At 72.0% G+C, this 14093-nt stretch carries 17 protein-coding genes; 13 read left to right on the forward strand and 4 right to left on the reverse strand.

The window, feature by feature from the left end; genetic code table 11:
- Positions 1 to 91: 91 nt before the first annotated feature.
- The 5 genes from ABEB00_RS04535 to ygfZ are packed head-to-tail and all read left to right on the forward strand — an operon-like array spanning position 92 to position 4577.
- Positions 92 to 760 carry a hypothetical protein gene (locus tag ABEB00_RS04535; RefSeq protein ID WP_345617577.1) on the forward strand — a complete coding sequence of 223 codons (669 nt, stop codon included), beginning with the start codon at positions 92 to 94 and terminating at the stop codon, positions 758 to 760.
- A 15-nt stretch (positions 761 to 775) separates the two neighbouring features.
- Positions 776 to 2470, forward strand: coding sequence for an N-6 DNA methylase (locus ABEB00_RS04540; protein ID WP_345617578.1), 1695 nt, complete (start codon positions 776 to 778; stop codon positions 2468 to 2470).
- Positions 2467 to 3135, forward strand: coding sequence for a restriction endonuclease subunit S (locus ABEB00_RS04545; RefSeq protein WP_345617579.1), 669 nt, complete (start codon positions 2467 to 2469; stop codon positions 3133 to 3135). The genes ABEB00_RS04540 and ABEB00_RS04545 overlap by 4 nt, the downstream gene beginning before the upstream one ends.
- Before the next feature lie 28 nt (positions 3136 to 3163).
- Entirely contained in the window at positions 3164 to 3601 is a 438-nt protein-coding gene (locus tag ABEB00_RS04550; RefSeq protein WP_345617580.1) for a Fur family transcriptional regulator, read from the forward strand.
- A 10-nt stretch (positions 3602 to 3611) separates the two neighbouring features.
- On the forward strand, positions 3612 to 4577 hold the full coding sequence (ygfZ, locus tag ABEB00_RS04555; protein WP_345617581.1) for a CAF17-like 4Fe-4S cluster assembly/insertion protein YgfZ: 966 nt from the start codon (positions 3612 to 3614) through the stop codon (positions 4575 to 4577).
- 72 nt (positions 4578 to 4649) lie between these two features.
- Here ygfZ and dtd read toward each other — a convergent pair whose 3' ends face one another.
- Complete coding sequence (dtd, locus tag ABEB00_RS04560; protein WP_345617582.1) at positions 4650 to 5075, reverse strand: D-aminoacyl-tRNA deacylase; 426 nt, start codon at positions 5073 to 5075, stop codon at positions 4650 to 4652.
- A 169-nt stretch (positions 5076 to 5244) separates the two neighbouring features.
- Here dtd and ABEB00_RS04565 point away from each other — a divergent pair, with 169 nt between their 5' ends.
- A complete protein-coding gene (locus ABEB00_RS04565) occupies positions 5245 to 5862 on the forward strand; it encodes an RsiG family protein (protein WP_345617583.1) in 618 nt (205 codons plus the stop codon).
- Between the two features lie 185 nt (positions 5863 to 6047).
- Here the strand turns inward: ABEB00_RS04565 and ABEB00_RS04570 are convergent, their stop codons facing one another.
- Positions 6048 to 6170 (reverse strand): hypothetical protein, encoded by a 123-nt coding sequence (locus tag ABEB00_RS04570; protein WP_345617584.1) that lies wholly within the window; start codon positions 6168 to 6170, stop codon positions 6048 to 6050.
- Positions 6171 to 6204: 34 nt separating this feature from the next.
- Between ABEB00_RS04570 and ABEB00_RS04575 the strand changes: the two genes are divergently transcribed.
- Complete coding sequence (locus ABEB00_RS04575; protein WP_345617585.1) at positions 6205 to 7119, forward strand: asparaginase; 915 nt, start codon at positions 6205 to 6207, stop codon at positions 7117 to 7119.
- Positions 7120 to 7227: 108 nt separating this feature from the next.
- Entirely contained in the window at positions 7228 to 8640 is a 1413-nt protein-coding gene (locus ABEB00_RS04580; RefSeq protein WP_345617586.1) for a GNAT family N-acetyltransferase, read from the forward strand.
- Between the two features lie 207 nt (positions 8641 to 8847).
- Here ABEB00_RS04580 and ABEB00_RS04585 read toward each other — a convergent pair whose 3' ends face one another.
- Positions 8848 to 9033: a hypothetical protein gene (locus tag ABEB00_RS04585; RefSeq protein WP_345617587.1), complete on the reverse strand. Its 186-nt coding sequence runs from the start codon at positions 9031 to 9033 to the stop codon at positions 8848 to 8850.
- A gap of 192 nt (positions 9034 to 9225) precedes the next feature.
- Here ABEB00_RS04585 and ABEB00_RS04590 point away from each other — a divergent pair, with 192 nt between their 5' ends.
- Complete coding sequence (locus ABEB00_RS04590) at positions 9226 to 10140, forward strand: FadR/GntR family transcriptional regulator (protein ID WP_345617588.1); 915 nt, start codon at positions 9226 to 9228, stop codon at positions 10138 to 10140.
- A gap of 6 nt (positions 10141 to 10146) precedes the next feature.
- Here the strand turns inward: ABEB00_RS04590 and ABEB00_RS04595 are convergent, their stop codons facing one another.
- The gene (locus tag ABEB00_RS04595) at positions 10147 to 10389 is read right to left on the reverse strand and encodes a hypothetical protein (RefSeq protein WP_345617636.1); all 243 of its coding nucleotides are present in this window, start codon (positions 10387 to 10389) and stop codon (positions 10147 to 10149) included.
- Between the two features lie 153 nt (positions 10390 to 10542).
- Between ABEB00_RS04595 and ABEB00_RS04600 the strand changes: the two genes are divergently transcribed.
- The 4 genes from ABEB00_RS04600 (at position 10543) to ABEB00_RS04615 (ending at position 14068) form a co-directional block, all read left to right on the forward strand.
- Positions 10543 to 11472: a winged helix-turn-helix domain-containing protein gene (locus ABEB00_RS04600; protein WP_345617633.1), complete on the forward strand. Its 930-nt coding sequence runs from the start codon at positions 10543 to 10545 to the stop codon at positions 11470 to 11472.
- Entirely contained in the window at positions 11472 to 12203 is a 732-nt protein-coding gene (locus ABEB00_RS04605) for an HAD family hydrolase (RefSeq protein ID WP_345617589.1), read from the forward strand. The genes ABEB00_RS04600 and ABEB00_RS04605 overlap by 1 nt, the downstream gene beginning before the upstream one ends.
- 129 nt (positions 12204 to 12332) lie before the next feature.
- Positions 12333 to 13466, forward strand: coding sequence for a phosphotransferase (locus ABEB00_RS04610; protein WP_345617590.1), 1134 nt, complete (start codon positions 12333 to 12335; stop codon positions 13464 to 13466).
- The gene (locus ABEB00_RS04615; RefSeq protein ID WP_345617591.1) at positions 13463 to 14068 is read left to right on the forward strand and encodes a TetR/AcrR family transcriptional regulator; all 606 of its coding nucleotides are present in this window, start codon (positions 13463 to 13465) and stop codon (positions 14066 to 14068) included. The genes ABEB00_RS04610 and ABEB00_RS04615 overlap by 4 nt, the downstream gene beginning before the upstream one ends.
- Positions 14069 to 14093 lie beyond the last annotated feature (25 nt).

Below are 14093 nucleotides of genomic sequence, written 5' to 3' on the forward strand. Positions count from 1 at the left end.
TCCAAGCAGTGCTCTGAGTGGCGTGCTGCGCAGAGGCGGACCCAGAGCTTTCGCGTACGACCATATCACGGCCACTATGGGGGGATTTGCCATGTCCGAGGAACTGCCCGAATGGATGGGGCGCGCCTTCTCAGGGCTCCGCCTCGCTCGTTACCTGCGTGCCGCCCGAGGTGACGTCCGGGTGGCGGAGCGGCTGTACTGGTGGAACGTAGAGGCTTCCGCCGCGTTGTACGGACCGTTGCACTGCCTGGAAGTGGCCCTGCGCAACGCCCTGCACCGGCAGCTCTCGCAGGCCCACGGCCGCGGCGACTGGTGGGCCGTGGCTCCGCTGAGTCCGCACGGGCAGCGGCTCGTGGCCAAGGCGCGGGCCAAGTGCGAGCGTCGGCGACCCGCCCCCGCGCCGCCCGACGACATCGTGGCCGAGTTGTCGTTCGGCTTCTGGGCGTCGTTGGTGAGCGGGGGCTCCGGCTACGACCGGCTGTTCTGGGTGCCCACGGCACACAAGGCGTTCCCCTGCTACTCAGGTCGTCGCGACACCCTGTACGACGGCTTGTGGTCAATGGTGCTGCTGCGGAATCGGATCATGCACCACGAACCGGTCCATCACCGGGACCTCGCCGCTGATCATGCCAAGATCTACCGCATGCTGGGGTACATCGACCCCGAGCTGGCGAAGGAGATCCGGTTCATGGACCGCTTCCCGAGCGTTCTCACGAGCAAGCGGGACGCACTGCGCGGTTCCCGCCCGCCCCGATTCTGAGAGTGGGGAGGAACGGTGAGCGAGTTCGAGGGCGTATTCCTCACTCGGACCGACATCGCGCGCTCCGCCGGCGTGCAGCGGCCCGCGGTGACCAACTGGGAGCGCCGCCACGCGGACTTCCCCGCTCCTGCGGACCGGCCCGCCCAAGCGCCGACGGATGTCGAGGTCTTCTCGGCCGCGGACGTCCTGGCCTGGCTGGACCTCCGCACCGTACCGGCGAACGCCAGGCGGTCGGAGGAGCCCGAGGGCACCACGTACGGCGACCGGGTCCGAGCCACGCTCGGCGGTACCGGGCCCCGGCTCCTGCTCAAGGCGGTGGACCGGTTGCTGGATGTCGAGGCGGAACGGTTCCGCGGTGAGTTGTCCCCGGCCGACTACATCACCTTGCTGCTGTCCCTCCTCTACGTCCGGGCCTGCCTTCCCGACGCGTGGCAGAGGATCAGGGAAGAGGCCAAGGGAGGTTTCCCGCACACCGGCGCGCTTGTCGCGCGGCTGCTCGCGGATGTGGTGGACGGCGGCCTGGGTGCCACGCACAAGGCCCCGCTCGCTGCGCTGTCCCGTGATCTCCGGGACGCTCCGCTGACCGACACCGTCCGACAGTTGGACGCCACGGGACCGGTGGACCTGAGGGAGCACGCCGCAGCCTACGAAAGGCTGCTGGCCCGCTACAGCGACCTTGTCGGGAAGACGGCGGGCGACTTCTTCACCCCACGGGCCGCTGTCGACGTCATCGCGCGGTTCGTCTCCGAAGACGGCCATGACGTCCGGCACGTTCACGACCCGTACGTCCGCGCGGGCGAACTCCTGGCGGCGTCCTGGGACGCGGTGTCGGAGAGCCGGAGACAGGGGCGGGGGCGGGGGCGGGTCGAGGCCAGTGGTGCGGGGGTGGGAGAGCATCCGCTGGCACTGGCGGGGATGAACCTCGCCCTCCACGGAGTGAGCGACGTCGCTCTGCGGACCGGAAGCACCGCACCCTCGAACGCGACCGGTCCCGGGCAGGAACAGAACGGAGGCTATGACCGTGTCGTGACGAACCCCCCGTTCAACGCGAAGCTCACGGGACCCACCGACGACAGTCGATGGCGCTACGGTCCACCGCCCCGGCACAATGCCAACTTCGCCTGGCTCCAGTACGCGGTGACAAGTCTCAAGCCCGGCGGTCGAGCGGCCGTCATCATGCCGGACATCGCCGCGTTCTCCGCCAACCCGAAAGAACAGCGGATCAGGGCCGCGATGGTGGAGGACGGAGCGGTGGAGGCGCTGATCGCCCTGCCGCCGCAGCTCTTCACCTCCACAGGCATCTCGGTCATGGTCTGGCTCCTGCGGTACCCGACGGGCGGATGCGACGAGGTGCTCTTCATCGACGCCGGCCGGCTCGGCACTCCGGTCTCGCGCGTACGCCAAGAGCTGGCGCCCCAGGACTCGCAGCGTGTCCTCGCGGAGTACCGGCGTTGGCTGGCGGATCGGGCGGAGGGGCGTTCCTTTTCGGGCGCCGAAGGGCTCAGCGAAGCCGCGTCCCTCGATCGGATCAGGGACCAGGGCCACTTGCTGAGCCCAGCCCTCTACGTACCGGCTTCGCGAGCGGACGGGCCCGTGCCCGGAGACATCACGGTGCTGGCGGCTCAGGCAGCGCGCCTGGCCGACGCGCGGACCCGAGCCAGGGACGCGGACGCCGCAGTCGAGCGGGTACTGGAGAGGTACGGACTGTGAGCGGAAAAGCCGGTGAAAGTGTCGGGCGCCGGGGGCTGGGCCGGGACCTTCCCCAAGGCTGGGCTTCGGTCCGGCTCGGTGAGATCTGCGACATCCAGGGCGGCGGGCCCGCCGTGCGCACTGCCCAACAGGCGGAGGAGGGCACCCCTTTGGTCCGCCCGGCCGATCTCCGGCATCAAAGACTTCCCTCTTCCCCGTCCGCGATGATCTGTGTCGATCCCGACCGGGCACGCGGCCTGAGCAAGTACCGCATCCTCGCCAACGACATCCTCGTGACGCGGACCGGGACCGTCGGCCGGGTGGCTCTGGTGACCGAGCAGGAGAGCGGGTGGCTGTACAACACCCATCTGTTCCGGGTGCGGGTGCGGGAAACGGTGCAAGCCCCGTACCTGATGGCACTCCTTTCGCACCGCGACGCCGGGGAGTGGCTGGAGCGCCGCGCCGCGGGCACCACCGGTATGCGTTCGATCACCTTGCGCACCCTCCAGGAACTTCAGGTGCCGCTGCCCCCTCCCGAGCGGCAGTCGGAGATCGGGTCGGCACTCCGAGCGGTGGACGAGAAGATCAGGGCACATGAGGAGGTCGTCCGCGCGACCGTCGAACTGCGTGGCACGCTGGCCGATCTTCTCCTGTCCGATCGCCTGCCCGGTCCTTCCGGGCCGTGACGCCCGCCCGTACTCCTACACTGGGCGTGTGGTGAGCACCGACTGGAAGAGTGATCTCAGGCAGCGCGGCTATCGGCTGACCCCGCAGCGGCAGCTCGTGCTCGAAGCCGTGGACGCCCTGGAGCACGCGACCCCCGACGACATCCTCGGCGAAGTGCGGAGGACGGCGTCGGGGATCAACATCTCCACGGTCTACCGCACGCTGGAGCTGCTGGAGGAACTGGGGCTGGTCAGCCACGCCCACCTCGGGCACGGCGCGCCGACCTACCACCTGGCCGACCGGCACCATCACATCCACCTGGTCTGCCGGGACTGCGGCAACGTGATCGAGGCGGATCTGTCGGTGGCCGCGGAGTTCACCGCCAAGCTGCGCGAGCAGTTCGGGTTCGACACCGACATGAAGCACTTCGCGATCTTCGGCCGCTGCCGGGACTGCTCCCTGAAGGGTGCGACTACCGAGTCGTAGGCTTGGGCCCATGAAGAGCCCCCTGCTGTCCCTGCCCGGCGCCGTTCCCGCCGAGGGAGTGGACGAAGGCGTCGCCGCCCACTACGGCGACCTGTTCCGCGAGCAGCGTGCCCTCGCCGACGGTTCCGGTTACGTCGACCTCTCGCATCGCGGGGTCGTCACCGTCACCGGTGAGGACCGGCTGAGCTGGCTGCACCTGCTGCTCACCCAGCACGTCAGCGACCTCCCCGCCGGCCGGGCCACCGAGGCGCTGATCCTCTCCGCCAACGGCCACATCGAACACGCCCTGTACCTCGTCGACGACGGGCGGACCGTCTGGGCCCACGTCGAGCCCGGCACCAGCGGGGCGCTCGTCGACTACCTGGAGTCGATGAAGTTCTTCTACCGGGTCGAGGTCGCCGACCGCACCGCCGACACCGCCCTCGTCCACCTGCCCGCCGGTTCCATCGCCGAGGTCCCCGACGGCGTCGCCGTCCGCGAGACGCCGTACGGCCGCGACCTGTTCCTGCCGCGCGCGGAACTGGAGGCGTACGCCGAGCGGTCCGGGCCGCCCGCCGGGATCCTCGCGTACGAGGCGCTCCGCGTCGAGCAGTACCGTCCCCGGCTCGGCCACGAGACCGACCACCGCACCATCCCGCACGAGCTGGGCTGGATCGACACCGCGGTCCACCTCCAGAAGGGCTGCTACCGCGGCCAGGAGACCGTCGCCCGCGTGCAGAACCTGGGCAAGCCCCCGCGCCGGCTGGTCTTCCTGCACCTGGACGGCAGCGAGGTGCACCTGCCGCCGGCCGGGACGGAGATCCGGCTCGCCGACGACGGCCCCGACGGCCGGAAGATCGGTTTCCTCACCACCTCCGTCCGCCACCACGAGCTGGGCCCGGTCGCCCTCGCCCTGGTGAAGCGGAACGTGCCGGTGGACGCCCGCCTGATGGCCGGGGACACGGCGGCGGCCCAGGAGACCGTGGTCCAGCCCTGAGTCCCGGCGGCCGGACCGCTCGGCGCGCCGGTGCGTCGGCGCGCCGAGCGGTCCGGCCGCCGGGTCGTCCGGTCAGATGTCGAGCAGGACCGTGAACGGGCCGTCGTTGGTCAGCGACACCCGCATCCGGGCGCCGAACCGGCCCGTCGTCACGGTCGCGCCCAGCGCGCGCAGCCGCGCCACCACCTCGTCGACCAGTGGTTCGGCGACGTCGCCGGGGGCGGCGGCGTTCCAGGTGGGGCGGCGGCCCTTGCGGGCGTCGCCGTAGAGGGTGAACTGGCTGATCACCAGCAGCGGCGCGTCGACGTCGCCGCACGACCGCTCGTCCTGGAGCACGCGCAGGGACCACAGCTTGCGGGCGAGCCGCGCCGCCGTCTCCGCCGTGTCGCCATGGGTGACGCCGACCAGCACGCACAGCCCCTCGCCCTCGAACCCGCCGACCGTCTCGCCGTCCACGACGACACTCGCGCCGTCCGCCCTCTGCACCACCGCTCGCATGCCGCCATGATGCCGTGCGCCCCTCGGGCGCCGGTGTGCGGCCCCGTACGGGTTTCTTTTCGTTCCCGAACCCCCCATCTGGGGCTGATCGGGGGCACTGGGTCACATAGCGGCACGGTGTGGTGGCACGATGCCCCCAGACGCCGGTCGAGGGGACGGGTTGGGGCACATGAGCACACCGAGTACAGGACAGCCACCGACGATCGCCGGGTGGACGTACGTGGCCGGCCGGGAGGCACTCCGGACGCCCGTGCAGCGCACGGACAGTCCCGAGCTGCCGCCCGATCCACCGGCTCAGAACCTGGTCGCGCTGAGCCTGCCCGAACTGCGCACCCTGCGGCGGAACGCCCAGCGCGAGGAGGCCGACCTGAGCTACGTGCGCAGGCTGCTGCAGGGACGCATCGACATCCTGCGGGCCGAGCTGGCGCGGCGCGGGCCCGCCGCCGCGGTGGCCGCCGGGGAGATGTCCGTGGTCGAGCGGCTCTCCGAGATCCTCACGGACGCCCCGGCCCGGCACCGTTCCTCGGCCCGGCACGTGACGCTGGGCACCCCGCGCAGCGAGGAGGGCCGGCGGCTGGCGGCCGAGATGCTCGGCGAGGTCGAGCTGTCGGACCTGAAGGCGCGCACCGACCCGGAGCTGACCGCGGCGATGGCCCGGCTGGTCCGCTACGAGCAGCAGGTGTCCCGGCGCCGCCAGCGCCTCCAGCGCACGGCCGACGGGTGCAGCTCCGAGATCGCCCGCCGGTACCGTGAAGGGGAAGCACAAGTAGACGACCTGCTGGCGTGAGGTGCGGGCCCGGTGATCCCGGGCCACCCGCCCGGCGGGTCCCCCGTCGGAAGGCCACCGCCGATGTCCGCGCCCTCGCAGTCCACGCCGCCTCAGCGGCCGCAGCCCCAGCAGCCGCAGTCCCAGCGGCCGCAGTCCCAACAGCCGCAGTCCCAGGCGTCCCAGCCGCCGCAGCCCACGCCGACTCAGCGGCCGCGGTCGGCGCCTTCGCGGTCCGTGTCCGCCAGGTCGCCGGACGCTCCGTCCGCCGCCGCGTCGCCCGCGTCCGCCGCGTCCGGCGCCGCGTCCACCGCGTCTGCCGCGTCCACTGCGTCTGCCGCGTCGCCCGTCCTCGCCGAGGTCGTGCGGTCCGGTTTCGTCGAGGGGCTCCACCGGGGCAGCCTGGTGGTCCTGGGCACCGACGGGGCGGTGGAACTGGCGCTCGGGGACATCGCCGCCCCCATCTTCCCGCGCTCCGCCAACAAGCCGATGCAGGCCGCCGGAGTACTGCGCGCCGGGCTCGACCTCGCGGACGAGCGGCTGGCGCTGGCCGCCGCCAGCCACTCAGGAGAACCGTTTCACCGCGACCTGGTGCTGAAGCTGCTCGCCGAGTACGGACTCGACGCGGCGCAGCTCCAGTGCCCGCCCGACCTGCCGCTGGACCCCGAGGAGCGGGACACCTACCTCGCCGCGGGCGCGGTGCCCGACCGGGTGACCATGAACTGCTCCGGCAAGCACACCGCGATGCTGGCCGTCTGCGCGCAACGCGGCTGGCCCCTGGAGAGCTACCTGGACGCCGGTCATCCGCTCCAGCGGATCATCCACGAGGTGGTGGAGGAGGCCGCCGGGGAGCCGGTCGCCGCCGTCGGCACCGACGGGTGCGGGGCGCCGCTGATGGCGATCACCCTGACCGGGCTGGCCCGCGCCTTCCGCTCCTTCGTCCTCGCCGCGCCCGGCTCGGCCGAGCGCCGGGTGGCCGACGCGATGCGGACCCATCCCGAGTACGTCGCCGGCACCCGCCGCGCCGACACCTGGCTGATGCGGGAGGTGCCCGGCACCCTGTCCAAGATGGGCGCCGAGGCCGTCCAGGCGGTGGCCCTGCCCGACGGCCGCGCGCTGGCCTTCAAGGTGGAGGACGGGTCGACGCGGGCGCTGGGTCCGGTACTGGCCCGCACGCTGACCCTGCTGGGCGTGGACGCTCCGGTGGTCGAGCGGATCGGGCGGGCGCCGCTGCTGGGCGGCGGACGCGAGGTGGGGGAGATCCGGGCCGCGTTCTGACCCGGGGTGCGGGGCGGGCCGGGTCCCGGCCGCCGAGCCGGCCGGCCGCTCCCGGACCAGCGGCTGTTTCCCGCGACGCCGACGGGTCCGTCGGCCTACCGTGAGCCCATGACCCACCCTGCCGACACGCCCCACCCTGCCGACCCGCCCCTCCTTGCCGACCTGCCCCACCTCGCCGACCCGCCCCACCTTGCCGACCTGCCCCACCCCGCCGTCCCGCCCCCCGCCGACCTCACCCACCGCGCCGGCATCGACGTACGCCCCATCACGGAAGCGGAGCTGACGGACTGGAACCGGGCGGTGAACACCGGGTTCCTGCGGCCTCCCACCTCGTCCGAGGAGGGGCTGCGGGCCAGGCGCCACCAGTACGTGCCCGGCCGGCTGCTGGGCGCCTTCGACGGCGGCCGGTGCGTGGCGACCTTGCGCTCCTTCGCGCAGGAGGTCACGGCGGTCGGCGGCACACCGGTCCAGGCCGACGCCATATCCAACGTCTCCGTCTCCCCGACGCACCGCCGCCGCGGCCTGCTCACCCGCCTGATGGTGCAGGACCTCGCGGCGGCGAAGGAGCGCGGGGACGTCGTCGCCACGCTGATCGCCGCCGAGTACCCGATCTACGGGCGGTACGGCTTCGGCCCCGCCACCACGGCGGCCGAGTGGACGGTCGACGTGCCGCGCACCGGCCTCGACCCGCGCCGGTCGGGCCCCGACGACGGCGGCCGGATCGACCTCGTGGACGGCGAGGACATCCGCAAGCTCGGCCCCGAACTGCACGAACGGGTGCGCCGGTGCCAGCCGGGCGCGGTCAGCCGCGACGACCTGTGGTGGCAGGCGAAGACGGGCGAGGTGCGGTTCGAGGCGTCCTGGACCGAACCGTTCTTCGTGGTGTACCGCTCGGCGGCGGGCGCGGTGGAGGGCATGGCCGCCTACCGGGCGGACGACCACTGGGGCGACGCCAAGCAGCCGCTGAACACGGCGGAGGTCGCCTGGCTGATCGGTGCGACGCCGGCCGCCGAGCGCGCCCTGTGGCTGTACCTGTGCTCGATCGACTGGATCACCACGGTCAAGAGCGGCCGGCGGGCCCCCGACGACCTGCTCCCGCACTTCCTGCCCGACCCGCGCGCGGCCCGGATCACCTCGCAGGCCGACTGGCTGTGGGTGCGGATCCTGGACGTCGTACGGGCTCTGGAGGCACGTTCCTACGCCGGTGAGGGCGCGCTGGTGATCGAGGTCGCCGACCGCTGGGGGGCGTCCAGCCCGAGCGGGGCCGGGAGCGCGGGCGGGCTGGCCGGCGGGCGCTGGAAGCTGGAGGCGTCCGGGGCGGGGGCGTCCTGTACGGCCACCACGCGGAGCGCGGACCTGGTGCTGGACGCGGGTGACCTGGCCGCGCTGTGGCTCGGCGACGAGTCGGCCGTGCGGCTCGCGGCGCTCGGCCGGGTGCGGGAAGAACGAGCGGGCGCCGCCCGGATGGCCGACGCCCTGCTGCGTACGTCCAGGCGGCCTTGGTGCCCGGACATCTTCTGAGGTCCCCTTCCTCGCGACGACGGGACGACGGGTGTACGCATCCGTAGCGCTTCCTCCGTCCGTGCGGTGGTGCGGTGGTGCGGTACTGCTTTTCAGTTGTCGTTCTTCGGTTGTGGTTGTGGTTGTTGATCCGTGCGGTGGTGCCTCCCGGCGGGCGGGCTCCCGGCTCCCCTCCGGAAGGGGGCCCGGCCGACGGGTGTGCGGGTTTCAGTTGGACTGGGCGAGCAGCATGACGAGGATCACCGCCCCGATACCGCTGATCGTGGTGTTCTTCGCCTTGATCCCGATGGACAGCGCGACGAACGCGATGATGCCCATCGGCCCGTACTTCCACTGCACGAGCTGTTCGAACGCGATGGCGAGTACGGCGACGACGATGGCGATGAGCGGCATGGCGGTCCCCCTTCGGGACGTCCCCTGCGGGACCTGGTCCCTACTGTCACCCTGCTGGCCAACCCCCGTTTGGTTTGGCCATGTTGCCCAAGTTGGTTGCCAACTTAACTCTAGTTATCTCCGCTTGGAAGAGGCCAATAACCACCTTTCTCCGAACTGCCCAAAGATGGCGAGAAGTTGTAGGGTTCGGACGTGGACCCGGAACATGCCACCGTCAACGGGGTGAAGAGCCCGCGACGGCCGCAGCGAACCCACCGCGAGGTGGCCGACGAGCTCCGCGCCCGGATCAGGTCCGGAGCCCTCCGGGCCGGTCAGCGCATGCCCACCCAGGCCCAGTTGGCCGACGAGTTCGGGGTGGAGCGCGGCGCGGTCCGCCAGGCGCTGCGCATCCTGCAGTCCGAGCACCTGCTCACCAACGTCTCCAAGGGCAGCCCCGCGACCGTGGCCCCCGACCTCGGCAAGGCGCTGACCGGGCCTTTCGCGGTGCCGTCGGCCACCACCGTCGCCCTCGCGCCGCGCATCGCCGCCGCCTTCGCCGCCGAGCACGTCGAGATCGACGTCCTCTGCCTGACCTCGGTCTCCCTCACCCTCGCCATCGGGGAACCGCTGCGCGAGATCTACGCCGGGCGGCTGAAACCGGCCAAGGTCGACCTCCGGGTCCTGCTGCCCGCCCACGACATCCCGCTCGCCTTCCCGGTGCCGGTCACGGGCCGGGGCGGGAGCGGTCCGCTGAGCCCGGTCCACCGGCGGTGGCTCGCCATGCGCAACGCCCAGGGCCGGGTCCTCCGGCACAACATGCTGGCGCTGCGCGCCTCGCACGGCATCGACGTGAGCGTCTCCTTCCGCGCCCTGCCGTTCACGCCCCCGATGAAGCTGTACCTGCTCAACGGCTCGGAGGCGCTCTTCGCGTACTACACGCTCACCCGTCGCGGGCAGGAGGTCGACCACGAGGACCTGGAGATGTACGACGCCGACGGCCTGCAGTCGACGCTGTTCGGCTTCGAACGGGGCGCCGGCCCGCGGGACACGTCGTTCGTGGACCAGTCGCACCGGTGGTTCGACGCGCTGTGGGGGACAATCAGCTCGGAGCTGGCGCTCACGGGCTGACGTCCCTCACAGCGCGGGCCCGGCGACCAGCAGCGCCAGAACCACCGCGCCGGCCGAACTGAGGGACGGGCGTCTGGTCTTGATGCCTATGGTGAGCAGGAGCAGGCCGATGATGCCGGAGGCGCCGTACCGCCACTGGAGGAACTGCTCGAAGGCGACGGCCAGGACGGTGAGGACGGCGGGGGCGGCAGGGGCCGCCGAGACGGCCGAGGCCGAGGACAGTGCGGAGACGAAGGTGAGGGTGGACATGGCTCCTCCTCGGGCGACGGGAGGCGATCGGAGGCCGAGCCTCCGCCAACTCAGATAAGTTGGCAACCAACTCTTACTAGGTAGTCCCCACTTGGTGGCCACCTGTAAACAAGTTGTCGTCAACTCCCGTCGGATGGCGCGGAGTTGTAACGTCTGGTCGTGACTCAGGAGAACGTGGCAGTGGACGGCAGCAGGAAGCGCTCCCCCCTGGAGATCGCCGACGTCCTGCGGGAGCGGATCAGCGGCGGGGAACTCAAGGCGGGGGACCGGCTGCCGACCCAGGCGGAGCTGGCCGAGGAGTTCGGGGTGGAGCGCGGCACCGTACGCCAGGCCCTGCGGGCGCTCCAGGAGGACGGTCTGCTCAGCAACGTCAGCAAGGGCAGCCCGCCGCGGATCGCCGTCCCGGCTCCGGCGCACGGCGAGCCCCAGTCGACGATGGTGGCGCTGGCGCCCAGGCTGGCCGAGGCGTTCGCCGTGCCGCATGTCCGGGTGGACGTCGTGTGCCACACCTCCGAGACGCTGATGCTGGCCCTCAGCGAGCCGCTCCGCCTGATACACGAGGGCCGCATCCGCCCCGAGTCCATCACCTTCCGCGTGCTGATGCCGTCCCGGGACATCAACCTCGCCTTTCCCCGCCTGATCGAGGACGGGGACGACGCCCCCGACTCAGACCCCGACCCCACCCCCACCCCCGACCCCGACCCCACCCCCGACCCCGTCCACGAGCGCTGGCTCCAGATGCGCAACGCCCAGGCGCGCGTCCTGCGGCACAACCTCCAGGCCATCCGCTCCACGCACCGCGTGGACGTCCGCATCGACCTGCGCGCGCTGCCCTTCACCCCGCTGATGAAGCTGTACCTGCTCAACGGCGAGGAGGCGCTGATCGGCTACTACATGCTGACCCGCCGCGAGGAGGAGTGGGAGAGCCAGACCCTCCAGATGTACGACGCCCTCGGCTCCCAGTCCCTGCTGTTCTCCTTCCTCAAGCCGGCCGGCCACCGGGACGCGGTCTTCGTGGACGAATCCCAGAAGTGGTTCGACGCCCTCTGGGAAACCATCGCGACGGACCTGACACTCTCCTAGTGACCTCCGAGACGAAACAGACTGAGGCCGGGACCGACACGGAGACGCTGAGGCGGCGGATCGACGGCGTCCGCGTCGTCCTGTGGGACTTCGACGGACCGATCTGCCGGCTGTTCGCCCGCCACTCCGCGGCCCGGATCGCCGACGACCTGGTGCGCTGGCTGGAGGGGCGCGGGCTGCACGAACTGCTGGGGCGGCCGGAGCGGGAGTCCGGCGACCCGCAGGCCCTGCTGCGGGCGTTCGACCGTGCGCGGCCGGGCGACGACCGGGTCCGGGAACTGGAGGAACTGCTCACCCAGGAGGAGATCCGGGCCACCGGCTCCGCCCTGCCGACCCCGTACACCGACCCGCTCATCCGCACCTGGACGGCCGTGGGCGCCCGGCAGGCGGTCGCCACCAACAACTCCCCGCGCGCCGTCACCGGCTATCTGGCCGCCCGGGGACTGCTGCCCTGCTTCGCGCCCCACATATACGGCCGCGGCCGGCAGGTCCGGCACCTCAAACCCGACCCGCACACCCTGGAGAGCGCGCTCCGCGCCACGGAGGTCCCCCCGTCGGCGGCCGTCTTCATCGGAGACTCGGCCGTCGACCACGAGGCCGCCCGGCGGGCCGGCGTCCCCTTCCTCGGTTACGCGCGCGACGAGGACACGGAGCGGGAGCTGAGGAACGCGGGAGCCGACGCGGTGGTCGGCTCCTTCGCACCGCTGCTGACCCTGCTGCGCCAGGGATAGCGGCCGAGCCGTACCGCCTGCGCGGCGCGCGCTGGAGTACCGTGCTTCCCGCTCGACCTCATCGAACCCATTGACCTCACCCACCTCACCGACCTCATCGGCACCACCGGAACGGGCAGAGCGCGCGCGATGGCACCCCAACCGGTCTCGGCCGCCCGGCAGCGGGCCGAGGCCATGACCGGCGACGCGAGCCTGGTCACGGGCCCGCTGGCGGGCCACCACCACGAGACCTACGTCCTGTCGCTGCCGGACGGCGGCGGTCCGATCAAGGTGCGGGAGCCGAGGTCGCCGATCCTCTGGTTCGACCGGCGGTGCTTCCGGTCGGAGGAGGAGCTGCTCCGGGCGCTGAAGCCGTACGTGCCCCAGGTGCCCGGCATCGTCGAGGTCGAGGGCGTCGGCTTCCAGCGGTTCATCGAGGGACGGACCCTGGGCGCGGGCCACCAGGACCGACGTGACCGCCGGGACGGCCGTGACCGCCGGGAAGGCCGGCGGGTGCCCGACGCCGTTCTCGACCAGATCGTCGGCCTGTTCCGGAGCCTGGTGACCGTCACGCCCGGGATGCTGCCCGTGGAGCGGCGCTGCTCGCCCGAGGACGCCCCCCAGGACGGTGACAGCGACGGGTTCCTGCGACGGCTCGTCGTCTTCATCGCGGACCAGGTGTACGAGCGCAACCGGGCGGAGTTCGGCGGACTCTTCCGGGACCTGGGTGTGGTGGACGAGACCCTCACCCGACTGGAGAAGAACGTTTCCGGCCTCACGCAGAGGCCGTTCTCCTTGCTCCACGCCGATCTGCACCGGCACAACATCGTCATCGACCCGCGAGGTTCGCTCTGGGCCATCGACTGGGAGTTGGCCATGGTCGGCGACCCGCTGTACGACCTGGCGACCCACCTCTACCTGATGCGGTATCCGGTCGATCAGGAGCGGCGGCTGATCGGCGCGTGGTGCGACACGGTCGAGTCGGTCCGGCCGGGCGCTTCCCGGGCCTGGCGGCGGGACCTGCCGCTGATCATGGATTTCAAACGGGCGCAGAGCGTGTTCACCGACGTCATCCGGGTGGCGCTGGCCCTGTGCCACCCGTCGGGATTGCGCTGGGCGGACCTGCCGAGGGCGGCCGGAGAACTGGAGCGGGTCATCCTCGCCGCCGCCGTTCCGCTCGGCCTGGACGAGATCCCCGGCCGGGTGCGGATCACGCGGGCGCTGATCAAGTGGCATTCCCGGCCGGCAGCACGTCGACCGGTGCTGCGTACCCTCACCCCATGACCGAACCCGGCCTCCGAGAGCGCAAGAAGCAGCGGACCTACCGGTTGCTGTCCGAGACCGCCGTGCGGCTCTTCCTGGAGCGGGGTTTCGACGCCGTGTCCGTCGCCGAGGTGGCCGCCGCGGCCGAGGTGTCGAAGCCGACGCTGTTCCGTTACTTCCCGGCCAAGGAGGACCTGGTCCTGTACCGGATCGCCGATCACGAGGACGAGGCCGCCCGGGTGGTCGCCGGGGGGCCGTCGCCGGTCGAGGCGCTGCGGCGGCACTTCCTGGCCGGGCTGGACCGGGAGGACCCGGTGACCGGGCTGAACGACCACCCGCAGGTGCTGGCGTTCCACACGCTGCTCTACGGCACCCCCGCCCTCGCCGCCCGGGTGTACGCGTACCAGGAGCGGTCGGAGGCCGCGCTCGCCGAGGCGCTGGGCGGAGATCTGGACGCCCGGCTGGCGGCGGGGCAGATCATCGCCGTGCAGCGGATCCTCGCCCTGGAGAACTGGCGGCGGATCGCGGCCGGGGAACAGGCGGCGGACGTACGGCGGGACGCCGTGGCCGGGGCGGAGCGGGCGTACCGGCGGCTCGCGGCCGGACTGCCGCACCTGGCCTGAGGGCCGACAGGCCGACAGGTGATGG

The organism is Streptomyces ziwulingensis (assembly GCF_039542605.1).
In the GTDB taxonomy this organism is placed as follows: Bacteria; Actinomycetota; Actinomycetes; order Streptomycetales; family Streptomycetaceae; genus Streptomyces; species Streptomyces ziwulingensis.

Bases quoted from the DNA above. Each gene is read 5' to 3' on its own strand.
- dtd (WP_345617582.1), bottom strand. From the start codon at position 5,075: ATGCGAGCGGTGGTGCAGAGGGCGGACGGCGCGAGTGTCGTCGTGGAC.
- ABEB00_RS04580 (WP_345617586.1), top strand. From the start codon at position 7,228: ATGACCCACCCTGCCGACACGCCCCACCCTGCCGACCCGCCCCTCCTT.
- ygfZ (WP_345617581.1), top strand. From the start codon at position 3,612: ATGAAGAGCCCCCTGCTGTCCCTGCCCGGCGCCGTTCCCGCCGAGGGA.
- ABEB00_RS04565 (WP_345617583.1), top strand. From the start codon at position 5,245: ATGAGCACACCGAGTACAGGACAGCCACCGACGATCGCCGGGTGGACG.
- ABEB00_RS04585 (WP_345617587.1), bottom strand. From the start codon at position 9,033: ATGCCGCTCATCGCCATCGTCGTCGCCGTACTCGCCATCGCGTTCGAA.
- ABEB00_RS04595 (WP_345617636.1), bottom strand. From the start codon at position 10,389: ATGTCCACCCTCACCTTCGTCTCCGCACTGTCCTCGGCCTCGGCCGTC.
- ABEB00_RS04610 (WP_345617590.1), top strand. From the start codon at position 12,333: ATGGCACCCCAACCGGTCTCGGCCGCCCGGCAGCGGGCCGAGGCCATG.
- ABEB00_RS04535 (WP_345617577.1), top strand. From the start codon at position 92: ATGTCCGAGGAACTGCCCGAATGGATGGGGCGCGCCTTCTCAGGGCTC.
- ABEB00_RS04615 (WP_345617591.1), top strand. From the start codon at position 13,463: ATGACCGAACCCGGCCTCCGAGAGCGCAAGAAGCAGCGGACCTACCGG.